The sequence below is a fragment of the Pandoraea cepalis genome (genome assembly GCF_902459625.1).
Classification (GTDB): Bacteria; Pseudomonadota; Gammaproteobacteria; order Burkholderiales; family Burkholderiaceae; genus Pandoraea; species Pandoraea cepalis.
Map to the genome: position 1 here is coordinate 39,489 of NZ_CABPRY010000011.1, position 23,032 is coordinate 62,520.

Below are 23,032 nucleotides of genomic sequence, written 5' to 3' on the forward strand. Positions count from 1 at the left end.
GCCTCATACTCCCTTTACGAGAATCTCTGTGATTCGTTTTGCTGCCGCACCGTCGCCGTATGGATTGTGCGCGCGTGACATCGTTTGATAGGCCGTGGAATCGTCAAGCAATCGCGTGACTTCGCGAGCGATCAAGTCGGAATCGGTGCCTACGAGTCGAACGGTCCCCGCACTTACCGCCTCCGGGCGCTCAGTGGTGTCGCGCATCACCAGCACCGGTTTGCCCAGCGACGGAGCTTCTTCCTGAATGCCTCCGCTATCCGTAAGAATAAGGTAGCTGCGCCCCATCAAATAGACGAACGGCAGGTAATCGAGTGGCTCAATGAGATGTACGTTGCCCAGGCGCCCCAGAATGCGGCGAACCGGCTCCTGCACATTCGGATTTAAATGCACGGGATAGACGACCTCAACGTCCTCTCTTTGCGAAAGCTCGACCAATGCAGCGCAAATACTCTCGAATCCGTCGCCGAAATTCTCGCGCCGATGCCCCGTCACTAGAATCAGCTTGCGATTACTATCAAGGAATGCAAACTGTTCGTCGAAGGCGGCTCGCAGATCGGCATCGCCCCTGATGCGCTGGTGCACTTCGAGTAAAGCGTCGATTACGGTGTTGCCCGTGACATGAATCGACGCAGCGTCCTTATGCTCGGCCAGCAGGTTGTCGCGGGCGACGTTGGTCGGCGCGAAATGGAACGTGGCGATCGAGCCGGCAACGCGCCGGTTCATTTCCTCCGGCCACGGCGAGTATATGTTGCCCGTGCGCAGGCCAGCTTCGACGTGCCCAACGACTATCCGCTGATAGAACGCTGCCAACGAGGCGGCGAGCGTGGTAGTTGTGTCCCCGTGAACCAATACTATGTCGGGTCGGTACTTGGCGAAGATGTCGCGCATGCCGAGCAATACTCGCGAGGTCACATCCGTCAGATCCTGCCCAGGGCGCATCAAGTTCAGGTCGAAATCGGGCTGAATGCCGAACAGGTCAAGTACCTGATCGAGCATCTGGCGGTGCTGCGCAGTGACGCACACACGCACCTCGAATCGATCCGCGGCTTTCAGAGCGGAAATCACCGGTGCCATCTTGATGGCCTCGGGGCGGGTGCCGAAAATAACAAGTACTTTTTTCATAGCCATTACGCACAATACTGTGCCGTCCCGCAAGAATCGGTTGGCGATTGTCAAACAAACGAAAGGGGGAGGAGAATTCGTCCGAGCTGTGCCGATCCCAATCAGGGGGCTCGGCCATAATGATCCTCAAATCGGACGATATCGTCCTCTCCAAGGTAGGTGCCGGACTGGACTTCAATCAATTCGAGCGGCACTTTGCCCGGGTTCTCCAGACGATGGGACGTCCCCAACGGAATGTAAGTCGATTGATTTTCCGTGAGTAGTATGGTCTTGCCGTCACATGTGACGTTCGCGGTACCGCGAACAACGATCCAGTGCTCCGAACGGTGGTAATGCATCTGCAAGCTGAGGGCGGCGCCCGGCTTCACGAAGATCCGCTTCACCTGGAAGCGCTCACCTTCGCCAAGACCTTCATAGGCGCCCCAGGGACGGAACACACGGCGGTGCAGTGTCGATTCGGAACGCCCTTGAGCGATCAATGAGTCGACCACTTTTCGTACGTCCTGCACATGCTCCTTCCCTGCTACTAGCACAGCATCCGGTGTCTCGACAACAACGACGTTCTCGACGCCAACAGCCGCAACGATGCGGCTCTCGGAACGGATATAGGAGTTCTTCACATCGTGAGCGACCACGTCTCCCAACAAAGAATTGCCCTGTTCGTCACGCGGCACGATTTCCGACAAAGCTGACCAAGACCCGATGTCACTCCAGCCCAGACCCGCCGCATCGATGACGGCGGCGCGCGTCGCCTTTTCCATAACGGCGTAGTCGATAGAATCGGATCGGCACGCCTCAAGGCTTGCCCTGTCCAGCCGCAGAAAATCGACGTCGACGGCACCTTGATCAACGGCTGCCGTTACCTGCGCGAGCATATCGGGCTGCAGTCGGGCCATCTGTTCTAGATAAGCTTTAGCCTTAAAGAGGAACATGCCGCTGTTCCAGAAGCAGTTCCCCTCCTCGATAAACGAAGCCGCGAGTTCTGCATTCGGTTTCTCGATGAATTGCTCGATGTGAAACCCGCTGGCGCTGCCCTTCGTCCGGGCGCCGCGACGAATATAACCATAGCCCGTATGAGGTGTTTCGGGTGGAATACCGAAAGTGACGAGATAGTCGTCGGCCGCTAGTTCCCGCGCGGCTTCCACAACATCGAAGAACACGTCCTCGTTAGCAATGATGTGATCCGACGGCAGAACGAGAAGTACTGCATCGGGCATGTCGCGCAGCGCAAGCAGTGCCGCAGCCGCGACAGCCGGTGCGGTGTTGCGGCCGATGGGTTCGAGTACGATAGCGCCCGGCTTCAGATCGATCGATCGCAATTGCTCGGCCACGAGGAATCGCTGTTCGTTGTTCGCAATGATCAGCGGCGCACCGACATCCTTCAGCCCCCTAATTCTGCCGACCGTTTGCTGAAGCAACGTATCTGCCCCATAGAGTGCGAGATATTGCTTGGGATAGCTCGCACGTGAAAGCGGCCAAAGGCGCGTACCGCTGCCACCAGACAGGACGACCGGAATTATCGCCATAATTCTATTAAGCTCCAAGAACCCGCCAACTTTCGCATCTGAGGTGGTCACACACCACGCTTGGCAAAAATCGCCGCTTATGGTGGTCGAACGCGTACCCCCTCGTGGGATATGCACCACCCGCGCATGGCTCGCTGCCAAACCGAGGATTTTAATCCAACTCGCCAGCGGCAGGCGGATTCGATGTCAGGTCGACGCAATATTCGCAACAAGGCGTAACCGAAGCTGCCTCGGACAAGTCCACACCCCGTTAGGGCGCGCAGATTGCCAGAAACCCTGAAGAATCGGGGAGTCTGCACTTGTAACTGACTATCGGGCACACCCTGCAAGCCGAGATCGGCCTGTGTAATTCCCGTCTCCTACAGACGCGTGATACATATCGTTACATTGCAGCCACAACCTGCGCATATCACTCGCTAGAGGCCTGAGGCCAGGTAAGCGGCATGGCAAGTCGCCGTGAAACTGATTCCACCCAGGTTCGATTCGATGGTAGCCCAACACGAATACCGTGACACGGCCGGACGAAAGTGAGCAGGGCCCGCGATTTAATATATTGACAAGAAAAGATAGCGGCATTATCGGAATTGATTCATTGCCCCACGCTCGAAACTGAAGTTATTTTCTCTGGCGACTGACATAAAAGAATGCTTCGATGATCGATGGGACCACGCCATATAGTCAGCCCGCAAAAATGCCAATTTTCGTGCCTATATGCAAATGTAAATAATTCGGTGGACGATCCCCTTCACCAGGGCTTATTTGAGAAGAAACCCCACCTGTGACGATCAAGAGTCGATGGATGCTGAAAAAATCGCCGATCGTTTGAAGTCACCACAAAATGACAGCCCGGTTGGCCGATGGTCAGTGGTGCAACAGATTGCAAAACGTTCCCACGTCGCGCAGGCTAACCCTTATCGTGAGGTTGATTTCGCCGCAAGGAGCAAGACTGTGTTAATGCCTCGCGCTCACGGAACGAAAATCCAATCAACGAAGCAACACGCGTGGTGCCTACAGCCAAATCCCCACGTGTCGATCCAGAATCTTCTATCATCGCCAAACTGTACTGATTGCCAACACTTTCACCAATCCTGGAAATTCTGTGATGAGCAAATCGCAATGAAAATCCGCTTGAATTTCCCGGAAATCTCGCGACGATCGGCAGTATTGATTCCATATTTACAGCATGCACACGGTGTTCACGGATAATCTCTCGACGAAAAGAACGTGACCGAAAACAGGCGGAGGGAATTTAAACGCAAAGACTGCGATATTGCGCAGAAGCAGCGCACGCGCGCAAAAAGGGGACGTATGAAAGACCGAGAGGGGGGTGAACGTCCAGGAAACGCAGAACACCCACTTTCGACAAGCCACCGCGACACAACTTCATCACGAAGCTAACTTAATACACAAGAGAAACGGCAGAGACCTGCCGTACAAAGTGGTGGAGCGGAGGAGGATCGAACTCCCGACCTTCGCATTGCGAACGCGACGCTCTCCCAGCTGAGCTACCGCCCCACACGAGGCCCCAATTATAGCGGTTTTTGAATGCCCGACGAGCAGCCGACAAAAACGCTCGGGATTTGTTGGATTTTCGTATTTCCCGCCCTCAAGCCGCCCCCAAATTCCCCTTCATCCCCTTGATGGACGGCACTTTCGGCGCTTTCGCCACCACCGTCTTCTGCGCGCGCAGATGCCGCGCCACCACATCCCACACCGGTTCGCCCTGGGCCCCCTCGGCCACCGGCGCCCAGCCTGCCACCTTGTACGTCTTCCCCGCCTCGATCAGTTTCCCGTTCAGACGCATTTCCGTAATCCGCTGCCCCATCGGTGCCATCGGGTCGATCGCGTAATCCATCCCCCCCACACGCACCATGTCCCCGCCCTGCTGGTAGTACGGATCGGGGTTGAACAGGTTGTCGGCCACATCCTCGAGCACCGTCTTGATCGTCTCGCCAGTCATCGGAGTGAGCGTCGTGTACGGGTAAGTGATCGCCGTCTGATCGAGCAACTGCTCCATCGTGATCGTTTGCCCCGGCAGCAGCGACGTCCCCCAACGGAAACCCGGCGAAAAGCCAATCTCGGCATCCTTCTCCGCCATCACCGCATCGAGCAGCAGTTGATCGAAGGTCCCGTTGAAGTTCCCCCGCCGATACAGCACGCCCTCCGTCACCGCCAGCGGCTCCGCCAGCTTCGCCGCGAACGGCGCACGCACGCGTTCGATCAGCGCCTGCATCGGCGCGTCGGCCGGAAGCAGATTGGCAAAAATTGGCAACAGTTTGTAACGGAAGTCCACCGGCTTGCCGCCCTTCACGTCGAAGTCCAGGACCGCCAGGAACTTGCCGTTCGACCCGGCATTCGTCACAAGCGTCTTGCCGCCAGCGTTTTCCACGATGACAGGCTTCGGCACCCCGTCGTGCGTATGACCGCCCAGAATTGCATCGATACCCCGCACCCGCGACGCCAGCTTCAGATCCACGTCCATCCCGTTGTGCGACAACAAGACCACAACCTGCGCGCCCTTGCCGCGCACCCCGTCGACTATCGACTGCAGACGCTCCTCCTGTATACCGAACGTCCAGTCCGGCACGAAGTAACGCGGATTCGCAATCGGCGTGTATGGGAACGCCTGCCCGATGATCGCCACCGGCACGCCGTTCATCGTCTTGATCGTGTACGGCGCGAAGACCGGGTCGCCGAAATCGTTCGTCTGCACATTCTGGGCAACGAAGTCGATCTTGCCCTTGAGCTGCTCCTCGACCACCGACTTCACACGGTCAGCACCATACGTGAATTCCCAGTGCGCCGTCATCACGTCGACGCCAAGCGCCAGCGTGGCGTCGACCATGTCCTGGCCCTTCGTCCACATCGATGTGGCAGAACCTTGCCACGTATCGCCGCCGTCCAGCAGCAGCGCGCCAGGACGCGACGCCTTCATGCGCTTGACCAGCGTCGCAAGATGCGCGAACCCGCCCACTTTGCCGTAAGTACGCGCCGCCGCCGCAAAGTCGAGATACGTGAACGCATACGCGTCGGGTGTGCCGGGACGCAGGCCGTACGCCTTCAAAAACGCCTCGCCCACCAGATGCGGCGGCTTGTTCGCCTGGTCGCCAATCCCCAGATTGACGCTCGGCTCGCGGAAATACATCGGCAACAACTGCGCATGGCAGTCGGTGAAGTGCAGCAGATGCACATTGCCGAACTTCGGCAGATCGTAGAACGACGACGCCCCTGCGGCGGCCGCCGTCTCGTGATGCGAAAGCGCCATTCCGCCGGCTGCCGCCACCGCCAACACCTGCATGAACTCGCGTCGATTCATTTCGTCTCCGTACCGCAAACGTCGTGCGGCGCGCCTGCTTTATCGTTAGCCAATGTAGCCATACCCGCCAGCGCGTACCGCGCCAGCAAACCATCGACGCGATGCCGAGGTAAGCGTCCCGGGACGATTCGGTAACGATCATCTTCCGTCTCGTCCCGCCGACTCACCGAGCCCCCGACCACCGAGTTATCGATTCACCGAGTCGCCAAATCACTGATTCAAACCCTGAGTCCTCGTGTAACCGGGTTACCCAATCACCCAACCACCGGGGGCACTTGGGCACCTTGGGCACCTTGGGCACCCTGGCACCCTGGCACCTTGCCACGTGGTCACGTGGTCACGTGGTCATCTGGTCACTTTCCCGCGTAATCCGCCAGCGCCGCCACGTCCTCGCCAAACATCTCGCCCACCTCCTTGCGCAGCACTTTGCCGTTGCGGCCGATCACATACAGCTCCGGCAACCCGCGACGCTTACCCAGCACCGCCCGCCAGGCGTCCGTTTCCATACCCGCCGGAAACGTATAGCCATGCGTCTTGAGATAGTCGATGGCTTCCTGCGGTTTCTTGTCGATCGATAACGTGACGATCTGGATCGGCTTGCCGCGGGTGGCCTCGTACAGCTTCTGCACATGCGGATTCTGCTGCGCACAGAACGGGCACCACGATGCCCAGTACTCGACGATGACCGTACGGTCCTTGAACGCGCTCGCCGGCAGCGTCTTGCCATCGAGCAGCGTGAGCGACGGCAGCGTGACCGTGTCGCCGACCTCAAGCGCGTGCGCCGGTGTGCCAAGGGCCATCGCTCCCACGACGAACACCGTGCGCATCGTTGCGTCCAAACGCCCGAGCACGCCCATGTCGCGTCGTCGCGCAGCACGGCGCGATCCACGCCCCGTACAGGCATCAAATACGGCGTCCATTCCACTCAGCATCATGTGAACAGCCACTTGCCACAAACGCATTCGCGCCACTGGCGAGTCCGCGCCAGACGCAAGCAAACACCCACTTCGCCACCCCGCACGCGAGCAAGACCATCGCGACGGCCGGCGACGATCAGTGGCTTGATTCGAATATTCCAGGGATGTCATGCGGCACTCCGGAAGCCGGCGGCGGCCGTCGATCGCAACGATCTCGGGCCGCGCGCCGGAACGGCGGTGGCTTACTGGTTGACGGGAGACGCGGGGTCGAGCAGAAGCGCCATGACGTCCTTCAATTGCTTCTCCGTCAGGATGCCCGCTGCGCCAAATCGCGGCATGTTCGAGCAGGCCGTGTAGCTATGCGAGTCATAGACCTTCGCCCATGTGTACTTGACCACTTCGGTCGAGTCACCCCGCAGCTTGCCGTAGTGATACAGCGACGGTCCGATGTTGCCGAACGAGATTTCGCTCTTGGTCAATTGGTGGCACGCGTAGCAGTTGCCACCATTGACGGTATCGGCCTTGTCGGTGAACTGCAGGCCACGGCCGTTCTGGGCAACCTTCTCGCCTTCCTTCCAGTCGCCGAGATATTGGCCGTCGGCCGGTGCCTTGACCTTCGTCATCTCGGCTTTTTGCAGACGCTCGGCCACCTTCGCCGGCATCGGCTTGGTCGCGTACTGCGTGCACAGCTTCTGCAACTCGCTCTGATCGATGCGGTCAAGCTGCGCGATGCCCGAGGCGCGGAACGAATCGCGCAACTCCTGCACGACGGCCGCATCGGTCGTGCCGCTCACCAGCTTCGGACTCTCGTCCTGCGCGAAGGCCGTGCCGACGACGAGTGCCCCGGCCGCTGCCAGCGCGACGCCCGTCGCGCGCAATGCGAATGATTTCATGGGTGTGCCTCGCAATCGGTCAGCGCTTCAGGCCAGGGGCGTCCATCTTGCCGCCATTGGCCATCACGCCGAGAAAGGTAATCAGGTCAATGGACGCCTGCGAGCCGTAATTCAGCACCGGCATGCGCTGCTGGCGGAAACAGTCGTTCATCCGCCACTGCATCGTGCGCAGCGCACCTTGCGAGACGCGATAGCCCGGCCACGTCGCAAACGCCTGTCGCGCCGCCGCAGGCTTGGTCAGGTTCGGCAGATCCTGAAGACGAATACGCTTGTCATCCGCCCCGTGACACGACGCGCACGAGAAATCGTACGGACCGGAACGGTAATAGAAGATCTTCTGACCGCGCGCGTAGGCTTCCTTCTCCTCCTTGCGCGCCTGCGACACGTGAATGAGCGCGCCACGTGACTGACCCGCCACGTAGGCGGTGAGCGCTTCGAGATCGGTCGGGTCCTGCCCTTCCTTGGAGAACGGCTGCTTGATGACGTCCGCGCGCTTGAAGCCCTGCAGATGCACCATGCACTCGACGATGCGTGACTCGGCATCGAGCACGCGCTTCGTATCGGGGAAGTAGCGCGGTAGTTGCGCGTAAGCGTTCTTGACGACACCCGCACCAAGACCCAGGTCGCACTGCGCCATCGACACGTTGTTCGGGCCGCGTGGCGTTTTCCAGAGTTCCTCGCCTCGCATTTCGACGAGTTCCGCTGGATTGCCGTCGGCGAGCATCTCGCGATATTGCGCGATGGCGTCCGCCGTCGAGCTTTCTGCAGCGAATGCGGGGGCACTGACGCCCGCGATGACGAGCATGCCGCCAAGCACAGTCCGTCGCAGCCACGCTGCGTCTCCTGCCGTGCTCATTCGTTGGCTCGCCCGTGCGCTATGTTGCGCCTCGTTCATCTCGATCTCCTCTTCGTGGGGTTGGTCCGCGCAACGGGGAATCTCCCGAGAGCGCTCGTGCTTGCACACTGCACGGCGCGGATTACTCGTCACGCCGTCCCACCCGGCCGGATCCGCGTGGCAGCGCCTGTGACTCGCCGCCGCACGTCTGCCGACGTCCGCCCGTCAGGCGATGGCCGTCTCGTCGGTCCGGGAATCGCCCTTGTTGTCGACCCACATGACCGTGACCTTGTCGCCCTTCTTGGCGCCCTTGAACTTGAACGCCATGAACGGATCTTTCGACACCGCCGGACCCCATTCGGCCGACAGTACCGTCTTCCCGTTGCAAGTCACCGTGACGTTCTGGATGAAGTGTGCCGGGACGATATTACCGGAAGCGTCCTTGCGCTGGCCGGTTTCCATGATGTGACTCATCAGCACCTTGACCTCGACGACACCGCCGGCCTCGGTTGCGCGAATGCGCATCGGATTACCCATGTTGTGGCTCCTCTGTTCTACGATGCGTCGCTTAACCGCCGCAGCCGCCCAGCGTGACCTTGATTTCCTTCTCGGCCACGAGGTACTTGTTGTCCGCCTTGACGAGCGCATAGACCTTCGAGGTCTGGCCCATCTTCACGCGCGTGGTCACCGCCGGCTCGGTACCGTCGGGAATATCGAACGACGCCGCAAGCGTATTCGGATTCTTCTCGATCAAGATCGCGATCATCTGCGTATTCGGCGCCTTGCTCGCCACCGCCACCGGCACCACCGCACCGTTCTCGGCGATGTCAGGCGCGGTCAGCACGACCAGATCGCTCGGGCTGGTGCCCGTGCCGCCCAGGGCCTTGACCGTGTCGGCCACGCTCCGGGTCGAGAACGCCGCCTTGTTCCAATGCGCCTCTGCCGCGCGCGCCTCTTCGGGCTTGATCAGCCCGGCGGCTACCGCCAGTCCCATTACCGCGGAAAACCGCAGCATGTCGCGTCGCTGTTGGTTCATCTCTGTGTGTTTCCTTCTCTGAGGGCCGCCGGTACGAAGCGGACCATCGATCCGCCACGCACCGGCCGCCGTTCGCTCACCTGACCCGCCACCCGATCCTGCCGAGTAGCCCGCCGGCGAGCCCCCTGCCCCGGTGTTACTTCGCCGGGGCGCCGGCCAGAACCCACTCAACGAGGATCTTGGCGTCGGCATCCGACAGGTTCGGGTGCGCCGGCATCGGGATCGGACCCCAGACACCCGAACCACCGCCCTTCACCTTCTTGACCAGCTTGGCCACCGCGTCCTTGTCACCCTTGTACTTGGCGGCGACTTCCTGATAGGCCGGGCCCACCAGCTTCTTGTCGACGGCGTGGCAACCCATACAGGCGTTGGCACCCGCGAGCTTGGTCGCCGCTGCGACATCGACACCGGCATGGGCCAGCGAGGTGCCGGCCAGCATGGCCGCGGCGATCAGCATCTTTTTCATCGTATCTCCTTCGATTTGTGTAGGGGACGGGGGTCCTGCGGCGGCCCGAGAGCCCCTCGGTGCGTCCGTCGAACCTCCTGCCCGCTCAATGTGCACCACGGAGAATCCAGTCGACCATCGTACGGATATCGGTTTCGGCGACCTGCGATTGCGGCGGCATTGGCATGCTGCCCCAATTGCCGGCGCCGCCGGCACGTATCTTCGCCACCAGTTTTTCAGCCGCATCCGGCTGCCCATGGTACTTGGTGGCGACCTCCGAGAAGGCGGGTCCGATCTTCTTGTCGGTCACGCCGTGACACGCCAGACAACCATTCTTGTCCGCAAGCGTTGCTGCCGATGACGTCACAGCGGCGGAGTGGGCCGGCGCGTCCGAACTCGCCATGCCGAGCGTGGCGAGGGCCGCCGTCTTGCGCACCGACGCGTTTTGCGCGGCAGTGCCCGACAGCGGCGGCAGCTTCGTATCGACACCGCGCACCGGACCGATGATCCGGTTTTGCGCGGCCAGATCCCCATGTGCGTCGCGGGCGTACGCAGGGAGTGCGGACGTCACGATACCAGCCTCGGGACAATCCTGCATACAGGCCTTGTTATGAGTATCCGGTTTGTCGCCCACGCGCCACATGCCGTGCGCACGCGTCATCCCGTTGCGATTGGGCATCAGTTTCTGCACGTCGCCAATGGTCTTATCCGACAGCACGAAGTCCGACGGCACGATCTCCGCGAGATTCAGGAGATAGGCGGTGACCGCGTACACCTCGTCGGGCTTGAGCGAGCGTGGCGCGTTCCACGGCATGGCGCGACGGATGTAATCCCAGATCGTCGAGATCGTATCGACCTTCATGAAGGTGGTGCGCACCGGCTGATTGTTCGCGCGCAGCGACGCCACGTGCCCCGTCTTGATGTCATCGGCCGTGGTGCCACCCACCAGCGGGTTGAACACCTCGTTGCTCTCGCCGAACGTACCGTGACACGACGCACAGCGGGCGTCGTACACCTTCTGGCCGTCCGCGACAGATCCCTGCCCCTTGGGCAAACCCTTGAAGTCAGGGCGCACATCGATGTCCCACGCGCTCAATTCGGCCGGCGTGGCGTCGCGCCCGATCCCGGCCGGTGCCTTGATGGGCGTCTGGCCCGGCCCCGACGCCACCGTCTTCGCACTGCCGGACGCGTTGGCCGACGCTGCCTGCGCCGGGGCCGAGAACCAGGCCGCGACCGTCAAACCCGCGAGTGTCAATGCGGCCACCCACAGTCCGGCCAGCACCACCGACTGCGCGCGCCGGCGCAAGGGGCGCTGCAACTTGCGTTCAATCGACGTGGACATTGGTCACCTCCCCGTTCGCCGCCACTTGCCACGTCTGGATCGCGTTGTTGTGATAGATCGACTTCGTGCCGCGCACTTCGCGCAGTTGCCGATAACGCGGTTGCACGAAGCCCGTCTCGTCCATGGCCCGGCTTTGCAGGAGCGCCGGCGAGCCGTCCCATTGCCAGTCGAAATTGAAGCGCGTGAGGCACTTCGGCAGCACGGGCGATTCGAGCCGTGCCACGCGCCAGGTCTTGCCGCCATCGGTCGACACGTCGACCCGTTTGATGCGGCCCCGGCCCGACCACGCAAGTCCGGTCACGTTGAAATAGCCGCGATCGAGCAGCGCCTGTCCACCGGAGGGCGACGTGATGACCGACTTGCACTCCTGGATCGATGTGTACTGGCGATGCTGGCCGTCCGGCATCAAGTCGACGTAATGGCTCGTTTCATCCTTGGTATTCCATGGCGCGTCACCAATCTTGATGCGACGCAGCCATTTCACCCACGACACACCCTGCACGCCCGGCACGACCAGCCGCAGCGGATAGCCGTTTTCCGGACGAAGCATTTCGCCGTTCATGCCCCAGGCGACGAGCACGTCGGAGAGTGCCGCCTCCATCGAGATCGTGCGGGTCATACCGGAGCCGTCGCCGCCTTCGGCGAGCACGTATTGGCCGCGCTTGGTATCGGCGCCCACCTCGTCGAGCAGCACCGACAGCGGCACCCCCGTGAACTCGCAGCAAGACAGCATGCCGTGCGTGTACTGGACGGTCGGCACGGCCGCATTGCCCCATTCCATGCCGGTGTTCGCACCGCATTCGATGAAGTGCATGCGCGACACGGACGGCAGGCGCATGATGTCGTCCATCGTGTACACCTTCGCTTCGCGCACGAGGCCATGTACCATCAGGCGATGCTGCGTTGGATCGATCTCCTGCCAGCCCTGATGATGGCGCTCGAAGTGCAGCCCACTGGGCGTGATGATGCCGAACAGGCCCTGCAGCGGCGTGAATGCCACCGATGCCTGCGCGGTCTGCGTCAGCCCTGGCGACTGCCGGCGCTGTAGGTTCGCCTCGAATTTCGACGGCATGCCGTACGGACGCGCCGCGACCGGCTGGCCCAGCGATGTAGCCCACGGACGCGGTTCGAGAATCATCGGATCCCCGGCAGCCTTGGGCGCGTCGGCGGCAAAGGCCGTGCCGCCAGCGAGCGCGGCACCGGCAGCCAGGAAGCTGCGCTGCAGAAAGCTGCGTCGGGTGGGACTCAACCCGTCGCGAGCGATGTCGTCGGCGAGCGTGCTGTCGACGAAGTTCTCCGGAGCCCGGCGCAAACGGCCGGCTCGCGATGTGCTATCGCTGGTCTTGCTCACCCTGTCTCCTCGCGTTTTGTGGCGTCCGCCCGCGTCGCGAGGACACGGGCGGATTACCGCTTGCGTTTCACAATATTCGCGCGGTCTGATTGCCGCGCTGACCTACGGGTGTTGCCATACTGCGGTGCTACGCCCCCACAAGCGCCTGCGGCATGCGTCAGTTCACGCGTGGCATGAAGCCATCGACGGCACGCTCCGGCAGCGCCTCCTCCTCGAGTCGGCCGGCGACCTGCACGCACACTGCGCGGCAGATCTCGACCACCCCGGTATCCGCGATCGTGTAATACACCTGATTCCCATCGCGACGGCGCGCCAACACGCCCGCCTGATACATCGCCCCGAGATGCCGCGATACGTTCGTCTGCGACGAGCCCACCTGCGTCACCACCTCGCTCACCGAGCGCTCGCCACCGCACAGCGCATGCAGAATCCGTAACCGGGTCGGCTCGGAGAGCAGGCTGAAGTAGTGCGACACCTTTTCGAATACGCGATCGAGTTCTTCCATGACGGTCAGTCTTTGAGTTCGTATGCTGGCACAAGGAGTTTCGTATATGCCTAATGACGCATATACGGATAATCAAAACAATAAGCGTCGGACGCAAGCTGCACTGCAGCACGTTGGAGACCGTCGCCTCGTCGCGGAGGACGTGCATTTGGCGCCGATCAGACGCGTTGCCGTATATATCCATGGATATAGCGCTCCACCTCGTATGCGTTTGCGTGACATGCAACGCCGAACGTACCGTCAGGTGCAGCCGCATGCGCGACGACCCGGCGGATTGGGGCATCAGGGAAAAACCCGATAAGAAAGTGGCGGGAGACAGCGTGCCAGAGCACCACATTTTGCGGACGTCGTCCGCGGGCGATGGCGCAACGGCGACGAATCGCCATCCCGTCTCACTCGAATTGATATGACCAGTTCGCATTGAACCGCAGCGGACGGCTCGGCGAGTTGGTCGGCGCGTCGGCCATCGGCTTGGCGACCGACAGGTCGAGCGAGTAGTACTTGCTGTCGGAGACCCGGACGCCCAGGCCGACGGAGGCAAGCTGGTTGTGGAACAACTGTCCCGAACTCAGATAGACGCGCGCCGTATCGAGCATCAGGTACGGCTGAATCGTCTTGAGGAAGCGGAAGTCGGTGCGGAACATCCGGTTGAGTTCGATCGACGCCCCCCAGCCCCTGTCTCCGGCGACTTCACCCGCAGGATAGCCGAGGCCGAAGCGCTGACCGCCGAACGTCGCCTGCTCGGACGTCGGCAGCGTGTTGGCACTGTATTGCGCGCCCGCAGCGACGACAACACCAAACTCCCACGGCAGCACGAGCCCCTGCTTGGCGTCGAGCGTGAAGCGCCAGAAGCCGAGATCGTAGGGACCGAGTATTTGCGCGACGCCCGCCGGCTGCGTCGTGTAAGACTGACTCGCCCCCATCCCGGTAAAGCCCTTGAACACACCGAGCGTGGCGCTGCGGGTCTGCTTCTCTGTGACCTCGTTGTACGAGAGCTGGACCTGCGCGGCCCGCACGTTGGTCTGTGAATTGATGTTGTTCGGCGAATTCGGCACTTCGTAGCGATCGCGCGAATTCACGCCGTACATGCCGCCGCTGACCGTCAGGTTGCGCTGGTTGTTGAGCAGAATCGGGTACGACACGGTCACGGCGACACGCTTGGTGTCCAGGTGTCGCGTCAGACCGGCCAGCGCCTGATCGTCTGGTTGTCCGCGATAGTGCGACGCGTCCACGCGCGCCTGCAAGCCGTTCGACCCGAGCGGCTGGATGTACGACCCCGCATAGAACTCTTCGTCGTTATGCCCCTTCGGGGCGATGGCCGTAAGCTGAATCTGTTCGCCGAGCGGGGTGAGCGCGTTGCTTGTCACCGTGAACACGCCGCGAATGCCCGGGTTGTTATAGGTGAGCGACGTGCCCAGCGCTACGGGCTGACGCGTAACGTCGAGCGAGAGTTCGGTCGCGCCGTCGGTCTGCGTCGGCGGTTGCACGTCGGCCTTGATCTTCATGCCGGGCACGAGCGTGAGCAGGTTCAGATAGCGCTCGAACGTGGCGCGCTTGAGCGGGCGCTCCGCCTCGATGTGCGCGGCAATGTCGCGCAGACGCTGTTCCGACGGCCCCGGCTTGCCGGTGATCTTCGTGCTCGAGATATAGCCTTCAACGATCGTCACGCGCACGAAGCCGTCTTTGAAGTCTTGCGCGGGGACAAAGGCGAAGGACAGCAGATAGCCCGCGTCCTGATACATCTTCGTGACCTGATTGGCCTTTTCGACCAGATCGCCAATGGTCACTTCCTTGCCCGCCAGCGGCGCGAAGACCCCGGCCACGTCAGCGAACGGCAACGACTTGACGCCTTCGATACCGAAACGCCGTGGGGTCATCTTGCGCGCGAGCAGCGACTTGAGCGCGTCTTCCTGCGTCGGCGGCTGAATGCGAAAGGTGGCGGCGGGCGCCTTCGGCACCTCGATTTTTGGAATGCTTTGCAGCGGGTCGCCACGCACGGGACTGCCGTCGGCCAAGGCGTCGTGCACGCTTAGCAGACCAATGGAACACAACGATACGGCGACGACTTGAACGACCTTGCGGCTTTGCACCGTCTTGACCGAATTCCCACGCGCGACGCGTGGCGCAAGACGGGCTGCTCCCTGGCGATGCGCCATCCCTATGCCCCTTGTATGCTTATTTTTTCGTGCGGCCAGTGTAACCGAGAGGCGTGAGGCCCCGTCAACGAAGGAATTTGCAGCGATGCGGCGCCTACACAACAACGCGATCACGCACTTCGGCAGCACGGTCGTTGCGCCGCTTAGAGAGTCGCCTCCAAACGCGCTTCAACGACGGCGAATGCCACCGGAACCCGCGTCACGCCAGCATGTCGGCCCAGATGCCCTGTGCCCATGCGAGTCCCAGGGCGAATTCGTCCGGTGTGGCGCGCGGCGATGCGCCGCCTGTGCCCGGCACCGGGAGCATGGTGCGCTGCGCGGCGTCGTATCGGTGCACGCTGGCCACGTGCATCGCTTCGGTCGCCGAGACGAACGTGTAACAGGTGTTGCTGTAGAGCGGCTCCGGGTTGATCGGACGCCCTGACAGGGCCGCCACGATCGCCGCGGCGCACACCTTGCCGTGCTGGTTGGCCATGTGGCCGGACTTGGGCATTTGCGGGGCAATCTGGATGGCGTCGCCCAGCACATGGACGTCGGGGTGCGCCGTCGACGCAAACGTCAGAAAGTCGACGTCGCACCAACGGCCGTTGGCCGTCGCCAGCCCACTGTCCACCGCAATATCGCCCGCCCGCATCGGCGGGATGACATTGAGCACGTCGGCCTTGATCTCCTCTCCCAACTCGAAGCGCGCCAGCCACTTCGCGCCATCGGCCGCGACTTCCGTGCAATTGAACTGCGGGTGATACTCAACGATTCCGGCAAATTGCGTGCGCCAGATCGCCTGAAACTGCTCCGCTTCCGCGAGCACTTGATCGTTGGTGTCAAAGACGAGCACTTTGGCACGCGGCTTGTGACGTTTGAGCCAGGCGGCCACCTGACACGCGCGCTCATACGGCGCGGGCGGACAGCGAAACGGCGCCTCGGGGATCGTGATGGCGACGACTCCACCGTCGGGCATCGCCTGCAGACGCGCGTGCAACGCGGCGCTTTCCCGGGCGTCGGTCCATCCCACCGGCAGGGCGTCGCGCACCGCGTGATCGGAGAGTCCGGCAATCGCTTCCCTGCGCAACGACACGCCCGGGGCAACGATGAGTTTGTCGTAGGCAAGTCGGCCACCGTCGGCAAGCCGCACCTGCTTGGCGGCCGCGTCGATGGCATGGGCACGCGTACGCCGCCAGACCACGCCATGCCGTTCGACGAGCCGGTCGTAGGGCACCGTCAGGTCGCTCACCCGCAAATTCCCGCCAACCACGAGGTTCGATAACGGGGCGGAGACAAAGGCGGGGTTCGGCTCAACGAGGGTGACATCAATCGTGTTGCCCGAGAGCACGCGCAGTGCCTTGGCGGCCGTCGCACCGCCGAATCCCCCGCCGATCACGACGACACGGGCACGCGTCTTGAGCGGCGTGGGCCAGAGCGGCGCTGCCAACGCGTGAGACGCGCCGCCCAGTGCGGCTGTCGAGCCCATGCCAAGAAGAAAGTCGCGGCGACGCATCGTTTCGGCCCTATCGAGACGTTTGAGACGTGCGCGGTGACGCCGGCGCGCTCGTGTCTGCCGGCTGCGATGCGAAATACGCGGCGATGCGACGCAATTCGTCGTCGCGATAGCCTTTGAGAAGCTGTGGCATCAGCGTGGCGGCACGCCGACCATCGCGCATGGCCTGCAACGCTGTCATGAGTTCCGTCGCCGGGCGTCCGTCCAGCGCGGGCAGCGTTGCCTTGCCCGCGCTCACCGGCGCCGACGCGTTGTGACACGTCATGCATGCCATCGCCCAGTCGCGGGCTTGCCAGTCGGGCTGAGATGCCGGCGGGGTCATCGGCTCGACATAGATGGGGGAAGCGGCACGTACCCCGGAGGCCGGTGCAGCCAACGCCGTCCCGGTGGCGACAACGCCGGTTCCGGCGGTCAGAACGAGCGCCGCCGCGAACGCCTGCGCCGCCCATCGTGCAGATGGACAAGGCAGACGATCGCGGCGGTTGGATGCTGCGCCCGTGACGGCACGCGTGCGCATGCAAGGTATCCCGAAGCGCTCGGGCAGCACGCGTCAGTTACCGGTCTTGTTCGACGGGCCGGGCTTGATCGGTGCGTCGCTGATCGGCGCGGGCGAGGACAACGGCTTGGCCGTCACGGTGTCGGTGTCGATCGGCGTGGTCGTGACGGTCGCGGCGCTCGAATCGTCAGTCACCGGGGCCGGGTTCTTCGAGGCCTCGGTCGACAGGCGCTGCGCCTCTTCCGGCTTGATGTATTCGTACAGCTTGATGACCTTCTGCACCCCGTCGATACGGCTGGTCACGTTGGCGGCGATGCGGCCCTCCTCTTCCGAGACGAGGCCCAGCAGATACACGTCGCCACGCTCGGTGACCACCTTGAAGACGTTGGCCGAGATTTCCTTCGTGTTGATCAGGTTGGCCTTGACCTTGCTGGTGATCCACGCGTCGTTCGAGCGCGAACCAAAGGAGCTGGCCGGTCCGATGGCAAGTTCGTCGACAATGCCGCGAACGTTGCTGATCTGCTTGACGATTTCGACGGCGCGCTGCTTGCTGGCGTCGTTCGGAACCTCGCCGGTGAGCAGCACGCGACGGTTGAAGACCGTTACGTTGACGTGGGCGGCGTCTGGCAGGTTATTCGCGGTATTGGCTTCGGCCTTGATCTGAATTTCACGGTCTTCCGTCTGCGCGCCGACGGAACGGCGGTCGGTGGCGACGAGTGCGCCGGTCGCGGCACCGCCGAGAATGATGGGGGCACAACCGGCCAGGGTTGCAGCAATCAACGCCGCCGCGGCGAGCGGCTTGACCACGCGTTGGAAATTCATCGGGCATTCTCCTTGTTGGATGATCGAACGGGACGGCCCCCGCCGCGCCCAGCCGGCACCGCCCGCCCCCGCGGCGCAGTACCTGTCATGCTCTTGACGCCGAATGACGGCAATAGGTTCACGCTTCGCCGAACAGCATCGCGTCGACCAGGTCGCACAGGCAGTGGATCGTGAGCAGGTGAACTTCCTGAATGCGCGCGGTACGATCGGCCGGCACGCAGATGTGCACGTCCAGCTCACCCAGCGCCCCATTGACCTTGCCCCCGCCCTTGCCGGTCAGCGCGATCACGTGCATGCCGCGTTCGTGCGCCGCTTCAATGGCGGCGAGCACGTTGCCGGAATTACCCGACGTGGTGATGGCGAGCAGGACATCGCCCTCGTGCCCGAGCGCGCGCACCTGCTTCGAGAAGATGGCGTCGAAGTTGTAGTCGTTGCCGATGGCCGTCAGGATCGACGAGTCCGTGGTCAGCGCGATGGCCGGCAATTCGGGGCGCTCGCGCTCGAAGCGGCCGACGAGTTCGGCCGCGAAGTGCTGGCAGTCGGCGGCCGAGCCGCCGTTGCCGCAAGCGAGAATCTTGTTGCCGTTGGACAGCGCTTCGAACATGACGTCCGCTGCGGCGGCGATATATTCGGGCAGCGCGTCGGCTGCCGCCAGCTTGGTCTCGACGCTATCCGAGAAGTGTTGCTGAATTCGTTCGATCAACATGGTCGTTTGCCAGGGTGTCGCAAAAGCGGCCGGCCTTGCATGGGTGCCCCGGGGCACTCACCTGCATCGGCCGGCGTTCAAAGGCCGTATCAGTCTTGAAAATCTTGAAAACGGCGCGTTCGCAAGTGTAACAGGCCGGCGGACGCGGGTTTCGTCAGAGGTCGTCGGCTCGGAAAGCGTCGGGCAGCCAGCGCACCACGGGCGGACGCCCGTCGAACGTCACCACGTCGAAACGACAACGCCCCGCGGGACGCCGCAGCAGATAGTGACGCGCGGCCAAGGCCAGGCGGCGGCGTTTGGCGCGCGTAATGCTCTCGGCGGCCCCGCCGAAGTCGCTGCGCGCGCGGGCGCGCACCTCGACGAATACCAGTACACCCGCGCAATCCCGCATAATGAGGTCGATTTCGCCGCCGCGACACCGATAATTGCGCGCGACGAGCCGCCAGCCGCGTCGCTCCAGCAGCGTCTGAGCGTGGCCCTCGAACGATTCTCCTAACTGATTCGACATGGTTGTTCCGATGTTTACCGTTGCCGGCGCTGCCGGTGTGACCCACGCCTGCGTGCCCCGCGCGGCAACGACGCCGTTTGCGGGAGTGCGACGCCATGGATGAGCGCCTGATGTCCCTGGCCGAGGGCCAGCATTACCCGGTGGGCACGCTGTATGTCGTCGCCACGCCGTTGGGCAATACCGCCGACATCACGGTGCGAGCGCTGTACATCCTTGGGATGGTTGACGCTATCGCCTGTGAAGATACGCGCAACAGCGCGCAGTTGCTGCAGCGGTATGGCATCGACAAGCCGTTGATTGCGGTCCACCAACACAACGAAAACGAAGGGGCGACGCGGTTGGTCGAGCGTCTGCGGGGTGGCGAGTGCATCGCTTACATTTCAGACGCTGGTACCCCGGGCATCTCGGATCCCGGCGCGCGACTGGTCGATGCGGTGCGTGCCGCGGGGCTCGGCGTGATGCCGGTACCGGGCGCGAGCGCCGTGATTACGCTGCTCTCGGCGGCGGGCGCGTGGGTGGAGACATTTACGTTCGTGGGTTTCCTGCCGTCGAAGGCGCAGCAACGTGCCCAGGCGATTGCCGCGCTAGCAGGGGCGACCTCGGCGCAGGTCTTCTACGAAGCGCCACATCGGATCGTGGAGACGGTCGCGGCACTGGCCGAAGGATTGGGCGGCACGCGCCGACTGTTGATCGGACGCGAGTTGACCAAGCGCTTCGAGGACATTCACGAATGTGCGCTGAGCGAAGGCGTGGCCTGGCTGAAAGCGGACGCGAACCGTCAGCGCGGCGAATTCGTGCTGGCGGTATCGGGCGCCGCAGCGAGCGCAAGCACCGACGGTGTCGATGCCGAAGCGCAACGCATCCTTGCGTTGCTGGTGGCTGAACTGCCGACGAAAAGCGCCGCGAAGCTCGCCGCCGCGATCACCGGGGCACCCAAAAATGCGCTCTACGAGCGGGCACTGGCGCTTAAGAACGCGTGAGTGCCCCGCGCGGGATGCGGTGCTTTGGGGGGCAAGGAATCGGACGTTTCTGGAGAAATTCTCAGCGACTCCCCAAACTCTCCCATCGATATTCCCCCTATGATTGGCTCGATCTCAGGGTCTCGGCCGATACGCGTCAACGAATCGGTCGCCTCCCCCCCGGGCCTGAGATGTGACGTGAAAATCATCCTTGCCCGCGCATCGATCGCGATCAGCGAATTGAAATCGAACCCCAGTGCCGCCATCCACCGGGCCGACGGCCCCGTCGCCATCCTGAACCGGAACACGCCGGTCGCCTATCTCGTTCCGGCAGCGGATTGGGAGGCGATCTGCGAACGCCTGGATGACGCCGAACTCGCCGACCTCATCCGTTCACGCGCCAGCGAAACGCCGGTGAGTACCCAGCTTGACGACCTATGACCTGCGATTCCTTCCCTCCGCCCTCAAAGAGTGGCGGGCGCTTGATCCCACGGTCCAGCGCCAATTCAAAGCGAAATTGCGCCAACGGCTGCAAAGACCGCAGGTGTCCGGCAGTCGGCTGAGGGCGATGCCGGACTGCTACAAGATCAAACTCGCGCCCTTGGGATACCGGCTCGTCTACCGGGTCGACGAGACTGCCGTCATCGTGTTGGTGGTCGCTGTCGGCAAACGAGAGAACCGCGCCACCTGTCGCACGGCCCGGAGGCGGGTCCAGTGACGCGGCCGATGAAATGCAACAAGCCCGCCGAAGCGGGCTTGAGACGGGCTTGAGACGGGCTTGAGACGGGCTTGAAGCAGGCCCGAAGTCCTTGCCTGGCGACGACTCAGCTCAACAGCAGTGCGTCGTCGTCGAGCTGCTCGCCGCGGGTGCGTTCGAACATCTGCAGCAAATCGGGAACGTCGAGGCCCTTGCGTTCGTCGCCCGACACGTCCAGCACGACCTTGCCCTGGTGCAGCATTACCGTGCGGTCGCCGTAGTCCAGTGCCTGACGCATGCTATGCGTGACCATCATCGCCGTCAGCTTGCCCTCCTGCACGATGCGCGCCGTCAACTCCAGCACAAACGCCGCCGTCTTCGGGTCCAGCGCGGCCGTATGTTCGTCGAGCAGCAAGATCCGCGACGGCTGCAACGACGCCATCAACAGGCTCACCGCCTGACGCTGACCGCCGGAGAGCAGCCCGATACGGTCCGAGAGCCGGTTTTCCAGCCCAAGGTTGAGTAGGCTCAGCTTCTCGCGGAACCGCTCACGCAGCTCCCGATTCAGCGCGAACCCGAAACTCCGGCGTTCGCCCCGCTTGACCGCCAACGCCATGTTTTCCTCGATGGTCAGCGCCTCGCAGGTGCCGGCCATCGGATCCTGGAACACGCGCGCCACCTGACTCGCCCGCTGCCACGCCGTCTTCTTCGTGACGTCGTTACCGTCGATGGAAATCGTGCCCGAATCGACTCGCAAGTCGCCGCTGATGGCATTCAGGAACGTGGACTTGCCCGCACCGTTCGAACCGATCACGGTGACGAACTGACCCGTCGGGATGTCCAGCGACATGCCGCGCAGCGCACGGTTCTCGATGGGCGTGCCCGGATTGAAAGTGATCTTGAGGTCTTTTGCGCTCAACATGATCAGGCACCTCCGTTCTTGCGGGGGAACAGCTTGCGGCGCGTTGCCGGCAGCACCAACGCCACCGCCACGAGCAATGCCGTCACCAAATTCAGATCCTGCGCCTTCAGACCGATGAAATCGCTGTTGAGCGCGAGCGCGATGAAGAAGCGGTAAAGCACCGCACCGACGACCACCGCCAACGTTGTGAGAATGAGGCGTCGGGCCGGCAGAATCGTCTCGCCAATGATGACCGCCGCCAAGCCGATCACGATGGTACCGATGCCCATCGAGATGTCCGCGCCGCCCTGCGATTGCGCGAACAACGCACCCGCAAGCGCCACCAGCGCATTCGAGAGCGCCATGCCCGCCAGAATCTCGTGACCGGTATTCACACCTTGCGCCCGCGCCATGCGCGAATTCGCGCCTGTCGAGCGCATCGCCAGACCCTGTTGCGACAGGAAGAAGTAATCCAGCCCAAGCTTCACCACGACGACCACCGCCAACAGCAGCAACGGACGCGTCACATAGTCAGGCAACCAGGACACATTGTCCGGCAGGAGCATCGTGAAGACGGTCGGCGACGTGATCAGCGGCACGTTCGGCGCCCCCATCACCCGCAGGTTCACGGAATAGAGCGCAATCATCATCAGGATACTGGCAAGCAGATCCATGATCTTCAGGCGCACATTGAGCCAGCCGGTGATGAAGCCCGCCAGCGCGCCCGCCGCCATCGCCGCCACAGTCGCGGCGAACGGATTGGTGCCGCCGGCGATCAGCGTAGCCGCGACCGCGCCGCCCAGGGCGAAGCTGCCGTCGACGGTCAAATCAGGGAAATTGAGGATGCGGAAGGAAATCAGCACCCCGAGCGCCACGAGACTGAAGATCAGACCGATCTCCAGGGCGCCCATCATAGAAAAAAGAGACATTGTCGTAATTCCACTGCGCAAGACGGCCCATGCCGGGTCTCGGCATCAGCGCTCACACGGCCGACGTCGGCC

Annotated in this window: 23 protein-coding genes and 1 tRNA gene; 3 read left to right on the plus strand and 21 right to left on the minus strand. The window is 62.6% G+C overall.

Annotated features, from left to right (window positions below):
* Positions 1–3: 3 nt before the first annotated feature.
* From wecB to PCE31107_RS19275, 19 genes are all read right to left on the minus strand, one after another.
* Positions 4–1,125, minus strand: a complete 1,122-nt coding sequence (gene wecB / locus PCE31107_RS19185; protein WP_150610319.1) for a non-hydrolyzing UDP-N-acetylglucosamine 2-epimerase — start codon at positions 1,123–1,125, stop codon at positions 4–6.
* 101 nt (positions 1,126–1,226) lie between these two features.
* Complete coding sequence (locus PCE31107_RS19190) at positions 1,227–2,651, minus strand: mannose-1-phosphate guanylyltransferase/mannose-6-phosphate isomerase (RefSeq protein ID WP_150610361.1); 1,425 nt, start codon at positions 2,649–2,651, stop codon at positions 1,227–1,229.
* Positions 2,652–4,090: 1,439 nt separating this feature from the next.
* Positions 4,091–4,166: transfer RNA gene (locus tag PCE31107_RS19195), tRNA-Ala, on the minus strand.
* 91 nt (positions 4,167–4,257) lie between these two features.
* Positions 4,258–5,967, minus strand: coding sequence for a thiosulfohydrolase SoxB (gene soxB, locus PCE31107_RS19200; RefSeq protein WP_150610320.1), 1,710 nt, complete (start codon positions 5,965–5,967; stop codon positions 4,258–4,260).
* Between the two features lie 353 nt (positions 5,968–6,320).
* Positions 6,321–6,794, minus strand: a complete 474-nt coding sequence (locus tag PCE31107_RS19205) for a TlpA family protein disulfide reductase (protein WP_246181891.1) — start codon at positions 6,792–6,794, stop codon at positions 6,321–6,323.
* A gap of 332 nt (positions 6,795–7,126) precedes the next feature.
* Positions 7,127–7,777: a sulfur oxidation c-type cytochrome SoxX gene (gene soxX, locus PCE31107_RS19210; protein ID WP_130027510.1), complete on the minus strand. Its 651-nt coding sequence runs from the start codon at positions 7,775–7,777 to the stop codon at positions 7,127–7,129.
* Positions 7,778–7,796: 19 nt separating this feature from the next.
* Complete coding sequence (gene soxA, locus PCE31107_RS19215) at positions 7,797–8,582, minus strand: sulfur oxidation c-type cytochrome SoxA (protein ID WP_370364043.1); 786 nt, start codon at positions 8,580–8,582, stop codon at positions 7,797–7,799.
* Positions 8,583–8,837: 255 nt separating this feature from the next.
* Positions 8,838–9,149, minus strand: a complete 312-nt coding sequence (gene soxZ / locus PCE31107_RS19220; protein WP_017233575.1) for a thiosulfate oxidation carrier complex protein SoxZ — start codon at positions 9,147–9,149, stop codon at positions 8,838–8,840.
* 31 nt (positions 9,150–9,180) lie between these two features.
* The gene (gene soxY, locus PCE31107_RS19225) at positions 9,181–9,648 is read right to left on the minus strand and encodes a thiosulfate oxidation carrier protein SoxY (RefSeq protein ID WP_130027511.1); all 468 of its coding nucleotides are present in this window, start codon (positions 9,646–9,648) and stop codon (positions 9,181–9,183) included.
* A gap of 136 nt (positions 9,649–9,784) precedes the next feature.
* Complete coding sequence (locus tag PCE31107_RS19230; RefSeq protein WP_017233577.1) at positions 9,785–10,114, minus strand: c-type cytochrome; 330 nt, start codon at positions 10,112–10,114, stop codon at positions 9,785–9,787.
* A gap of 85 nt (positions 10,115–10,199) precedes the next feature.
* Positions 10,200–11,435 carry a c-type cytochrome gene (locus tag PCE31107_RS19235; RefSeq protein ID WP_150610321.1) on the minus strand — a complete coding sequence of 412 codons (1,236 nt, stop codon included), beginning with the start codon at positions 11,433–11,435 and terminating at the stop codon, positions 10,200–10,202.
* Positions 11,419–12,786, minus strand: a complete 1,368-nt coding sequence (soxC, locus tag PCE31107_RS19240; protein ID WP_130027513.1) for a sulfite dehydrogenase — start codon at positions 12,784–12,786, stop codon at positions 11,419–11,421. Before soxC ends, PCE31107_RS19235 begins: the two co-directional genes overlap by 17 nt.
* A 157-nt stretch (positions 12,787–12,943) precedes the next feature.
* Positions 12,944–13,291 (minus strand): ArsR/SmtB family transcription factor, encoded by a 348-nt coding sequence (locus PCE31107_RS19245; protein WP_130027514.1) that lies wholly within the window; start codon positions 13,289–13,291, stop codon positions 12,944–12,946.
* A 392-nt stretch (positions 13,292–13,683) separates the two neighbouring features.
* The gene (locus PCE31107_RS19250; protein WP_150610322.1) at positions 13,684–15,447 is read right to left on the minus strand and encodes a ShlB/FhaC/HecB family hemolysin secretion/activation protein; all 1,764 of its coding nucleotides are present in this window, start codon (positions 15,445–15,447) and stop codon (positions 13,684–13,686) included.
* A 199-nt stretch (positions 15,448–15,646) separates the two neighbouring features.
* Positions 15,647–16,942, minus strand: a complete 1,296-nt coding sequence (locus tag PCE31107_RS19255) for an NAD(P)/FAD-dependent oxidoreductase (protein ID WP_150610323.1) — start codon at positions 16,940–16,942, stop codon at positions 15,647–15,649.
* A gap of 10 nt (positions 16,943–16,952) precedes the next feature.
* On the minus strand, positions 16,953–17,459 hold the full coding sequence (locus tag PCE31107_RS19260; RefSeq protein ID WP_150610324.1) for a c-type cytochrome: 507 nt from the start codon (positions 17,457–17,459) through the stop codon (positions 16,953–16,955).
* A gap of 33 nt (positions 17,460–17,492) precedes the next feature.
* On the minus strand, positions 17,493–18,260 hold the full coding sequence (locus tag PCE31107_RS19265) for a BON domain-containing protein (protein ID WP_130027518.1): 768 nt from the start codon (positions 18,258–18,260) through the stop codon (positions 17,493–17,495).
* Between the two features lie 118 nt (positions 18,261–18,378).
* Positions 18,379–18,966: a phosphoheptose isomerase gene (locus PCE31107_RS19270; protein ID WP_150610325.1), complete on the minus strand. Its 588-nt coding sequence runs from the start codon at positions 18,964–18,966 to the stop codon at positions 18,379–18,381.
* Positions 18,967–19,120: 154 nt separating this feature from the next.
* Positions 19,121–19,474, minus strand: coding sequence for a YraN family protein (locus tag PCE31107_RS19275; RefSeq protein WP_130027519.1), 354 nt, complete (start codon positions 19,472–19,474; stop codon positions 19,121–19,123).
* A 95-nt stretch (positions 19,475–19,569) separates the two neighbouring features.
* On the opposite strand from PCE31107_RS19275, the gene rsmI reads away from it, so the two are divergent.
* The 3 genes from rsmI (at position 19,570) to PCE31107_RS19290 (ending at position 21,151) form a co-directional block, all read left to right on the plus strand.
* A complete protein-coding gene (gene rsmI, locus PCE31107_RS19280; protein WP_150610326.1) occupies positions 19,570–20,454 on the plus strand; it encodes a 16S rRNA (cytidine(1402)-2'-O)-methyltransferase in 885 nt (294 codons plus the stop codon).
* A 177-nt stretch (positions 20,455–20,631) separates the two neighbouring features.
* Entirely contained in the window at positions 20,632–20,874 is a 243-nt protein-coding gene (locus tag PCE31107_RS19285) for a type II toxin-antitoxin system Phd/YefM family antitoxin (RefSeq protein ID WP_150610327.1), read from the plus strand.
* On the plus strand, positions 20,861–21,151 hold the full coding sequence (locus tag PCE31107_RS19290; RefSeq protein ID WP_130027520.1) for a type II toxin-antitoxin system RelE family toxin: 291 nt from the start codon (positions 20,861–20,863) through the stop codon (positions 21,149–21,151). Before PCE31107_RS19285 ends, PCE31107_RS19290 begins: the two co-directional genes overlap by 14 nt.
* 106 nt (positions 21,152–21,257) lie before the next feature.
* Here the strand turns inward: PCE31107_RS19290 and PCE31107_RS19295 are convergent, their stop codons facing one another.
* Complete coding sequence (locus tag PCE31107_RS19295) at positions 21,258–22,052, minus strand: ABC transporter ATP-binding protein (RefSeq protein ID WP_130027521.1); 795 nt, start codon at positions 22,050–22,052, stop codon at positions 21,258–21,260.
* A gap of 2 nt (positions 22,053–22,054) precedes the next feature.
* Positions 22,055–22,960: an ABC transporter permease gene (locus PCE31107_RS19300; RefSeq protein ID WP_130027522.1), complete on the minus strand. Its 906-nt coding sequence runs from the start codon at positions 22,958–22,960 to the stop codon at positions 22,055–22,057.
* Between the last annotated feature and the right edge of the window lie 72 nt (positions 22,961–23,032).

Excerpts from the sequence above, each read along its gene's own strand:
- wecB (WP_150610319.1), bottom strand. The coding sequence starts at position 1,125 with ATGAAAAAAGTACTTGTTATTTTCGGCACCCGCCCCGAGGCCATCAAG.
- PCE31107_RS19190 (WP_150610361.1), bottom strand. The coding sequence starts at position 2,651 with ATGGCGATAATTCCGGTCGTCCTGTCTGGTGGCAGCGGTACGCGCCTT.
- soxB (WP_150610320.1), bottom strand. The coding sequence starts at position 5,967 with ATGAATCGACGCGAGTTCATGCAGGTGTTGGCGGTGGCGGCAGCCGGC.
- PCE31107_RS19205 (WP_246181891.1), bottom strand. The coding sequence starts at position 6,794 with ATGCGCACGGTGTTCGTCGTGGGAGCGATGGCCCTTGGCACACCGGCG.
- soxX (WP_130027510.1), bottom strand. The coding sequence starts at position 7,777 with ATGAAATCATTCGCATTGCGCGCGACGGGCGTCGCGCTGGCAGCGGCC.
- soxA (WP_370364043.1), bottom strand. The coding sequence starts at position 8,582 with ATGCTCGTCATCGCGGGCGTCAGTGCCCCCGCATTCGCTGCAGAAAGC.
- soxZ (WP_017233575.1), bottom strand. The coding sequence starts at position 9,149 with ATGGGTAATCCGATGCGCATTCGCGCAACCGAGGCCGGCGGTGTCGTC.
- soxY (WP_130027511.1), bottom strand. The coding sequence starts at position 9,648 with ATGAACCAACAGCGACGCGACATGCTGCGGTTTTCCGCGGTAATGGGA.
- PCE31107_RS19230 (WP_017233577.1), bottom strand. The coding sequence starts at position 10,114 with ATGAAAAAGATGCTGATCGCCGCGGCCATGCTGGCCGGCACCTCGCTG.
- PCE31107_RS19235 (WP_150610321.1), bottom strand. The coding sequence starts at position 11,435 with ATGTCCACGTCGATTGAACGCAAGTTGCAGCGCCCCTTGCGCCGGCGC.
- PCE31107_RS19245 (WP_130027514.1), bottom strand. The coding sequence starts at position 13,291 with ATGGAAGAACTCGATCGCGTATTCGAAAAGGTGTCGCACTACTTCAGC.
- PCE31107_RS19250 (WP_150610322.1), bottom strand. The coding sequence starts at position 15,447 with ATGGCGCATCGCCAGGGAGCAGCCCGTCTTGCGCCACGCGTCGCGCGT.
- PCE31107_RS19255 (WP_150610323.1), bottom strand. The coding sequence starts at position 16,942 with ATGCGTCGCCGCGACTTTCTTCTTGGCATGGGCTCGACAGCCGCACTG.
- PCE31107_RS19260 (WP_150610324.1), bottom strand. The coding sequence starts at position 17,459 with ATGCGCACGCGTGCCGTCACGGGCGCAGCATCCAACCGCCGCGATCGT.
- PCE31107_RS19265 (WP_130027518.1), bottom strand. The coding sequence starts at position 18,260 with ATGAATTTCCAACGCGTGGTCAAGCCGCTCGCCGCGGCGGCGTTGATT.
- PCE31107_RS19270 (WP_150610325.1), bottom strand. The coding sequence starts at position 18,966 with ATGTTGATCGAACGAATTCAGCAACACTTCTCGGATAGCGTCGAGACC.
- PCE31107_RS19275 (WP_130027519.1), bottom strand. The coding sequence starts at position 19,474 with ATGTCGAATCAGTTAGGAGAATCGTTCGAGGGCCACGCTCAGACGCTG.
- rsmI (WP_150610326.1), top strand. The coding sequence starts at position 19,570 with ATGGATGAGCGCCTGATGTCCCTGGCCGAGGGCCAGCATTACCCGGTG.
- PCE31107_RS19295 (WP_130027521.1), bottom strand. The coding sequence starts at position 22,052 with ATGTTGAGCGCAAAAGACCTCAAGATCACTTTCAATCCGGGCACGCCC.
- PCE31107_RS19300 (WP_130027522.1), bottom strand. The coding sequence starts at position 22,960 with ATGTCTCTTTTTTCTATGATGGGCGCCCTGGAGATCGGTCTGATCTTC.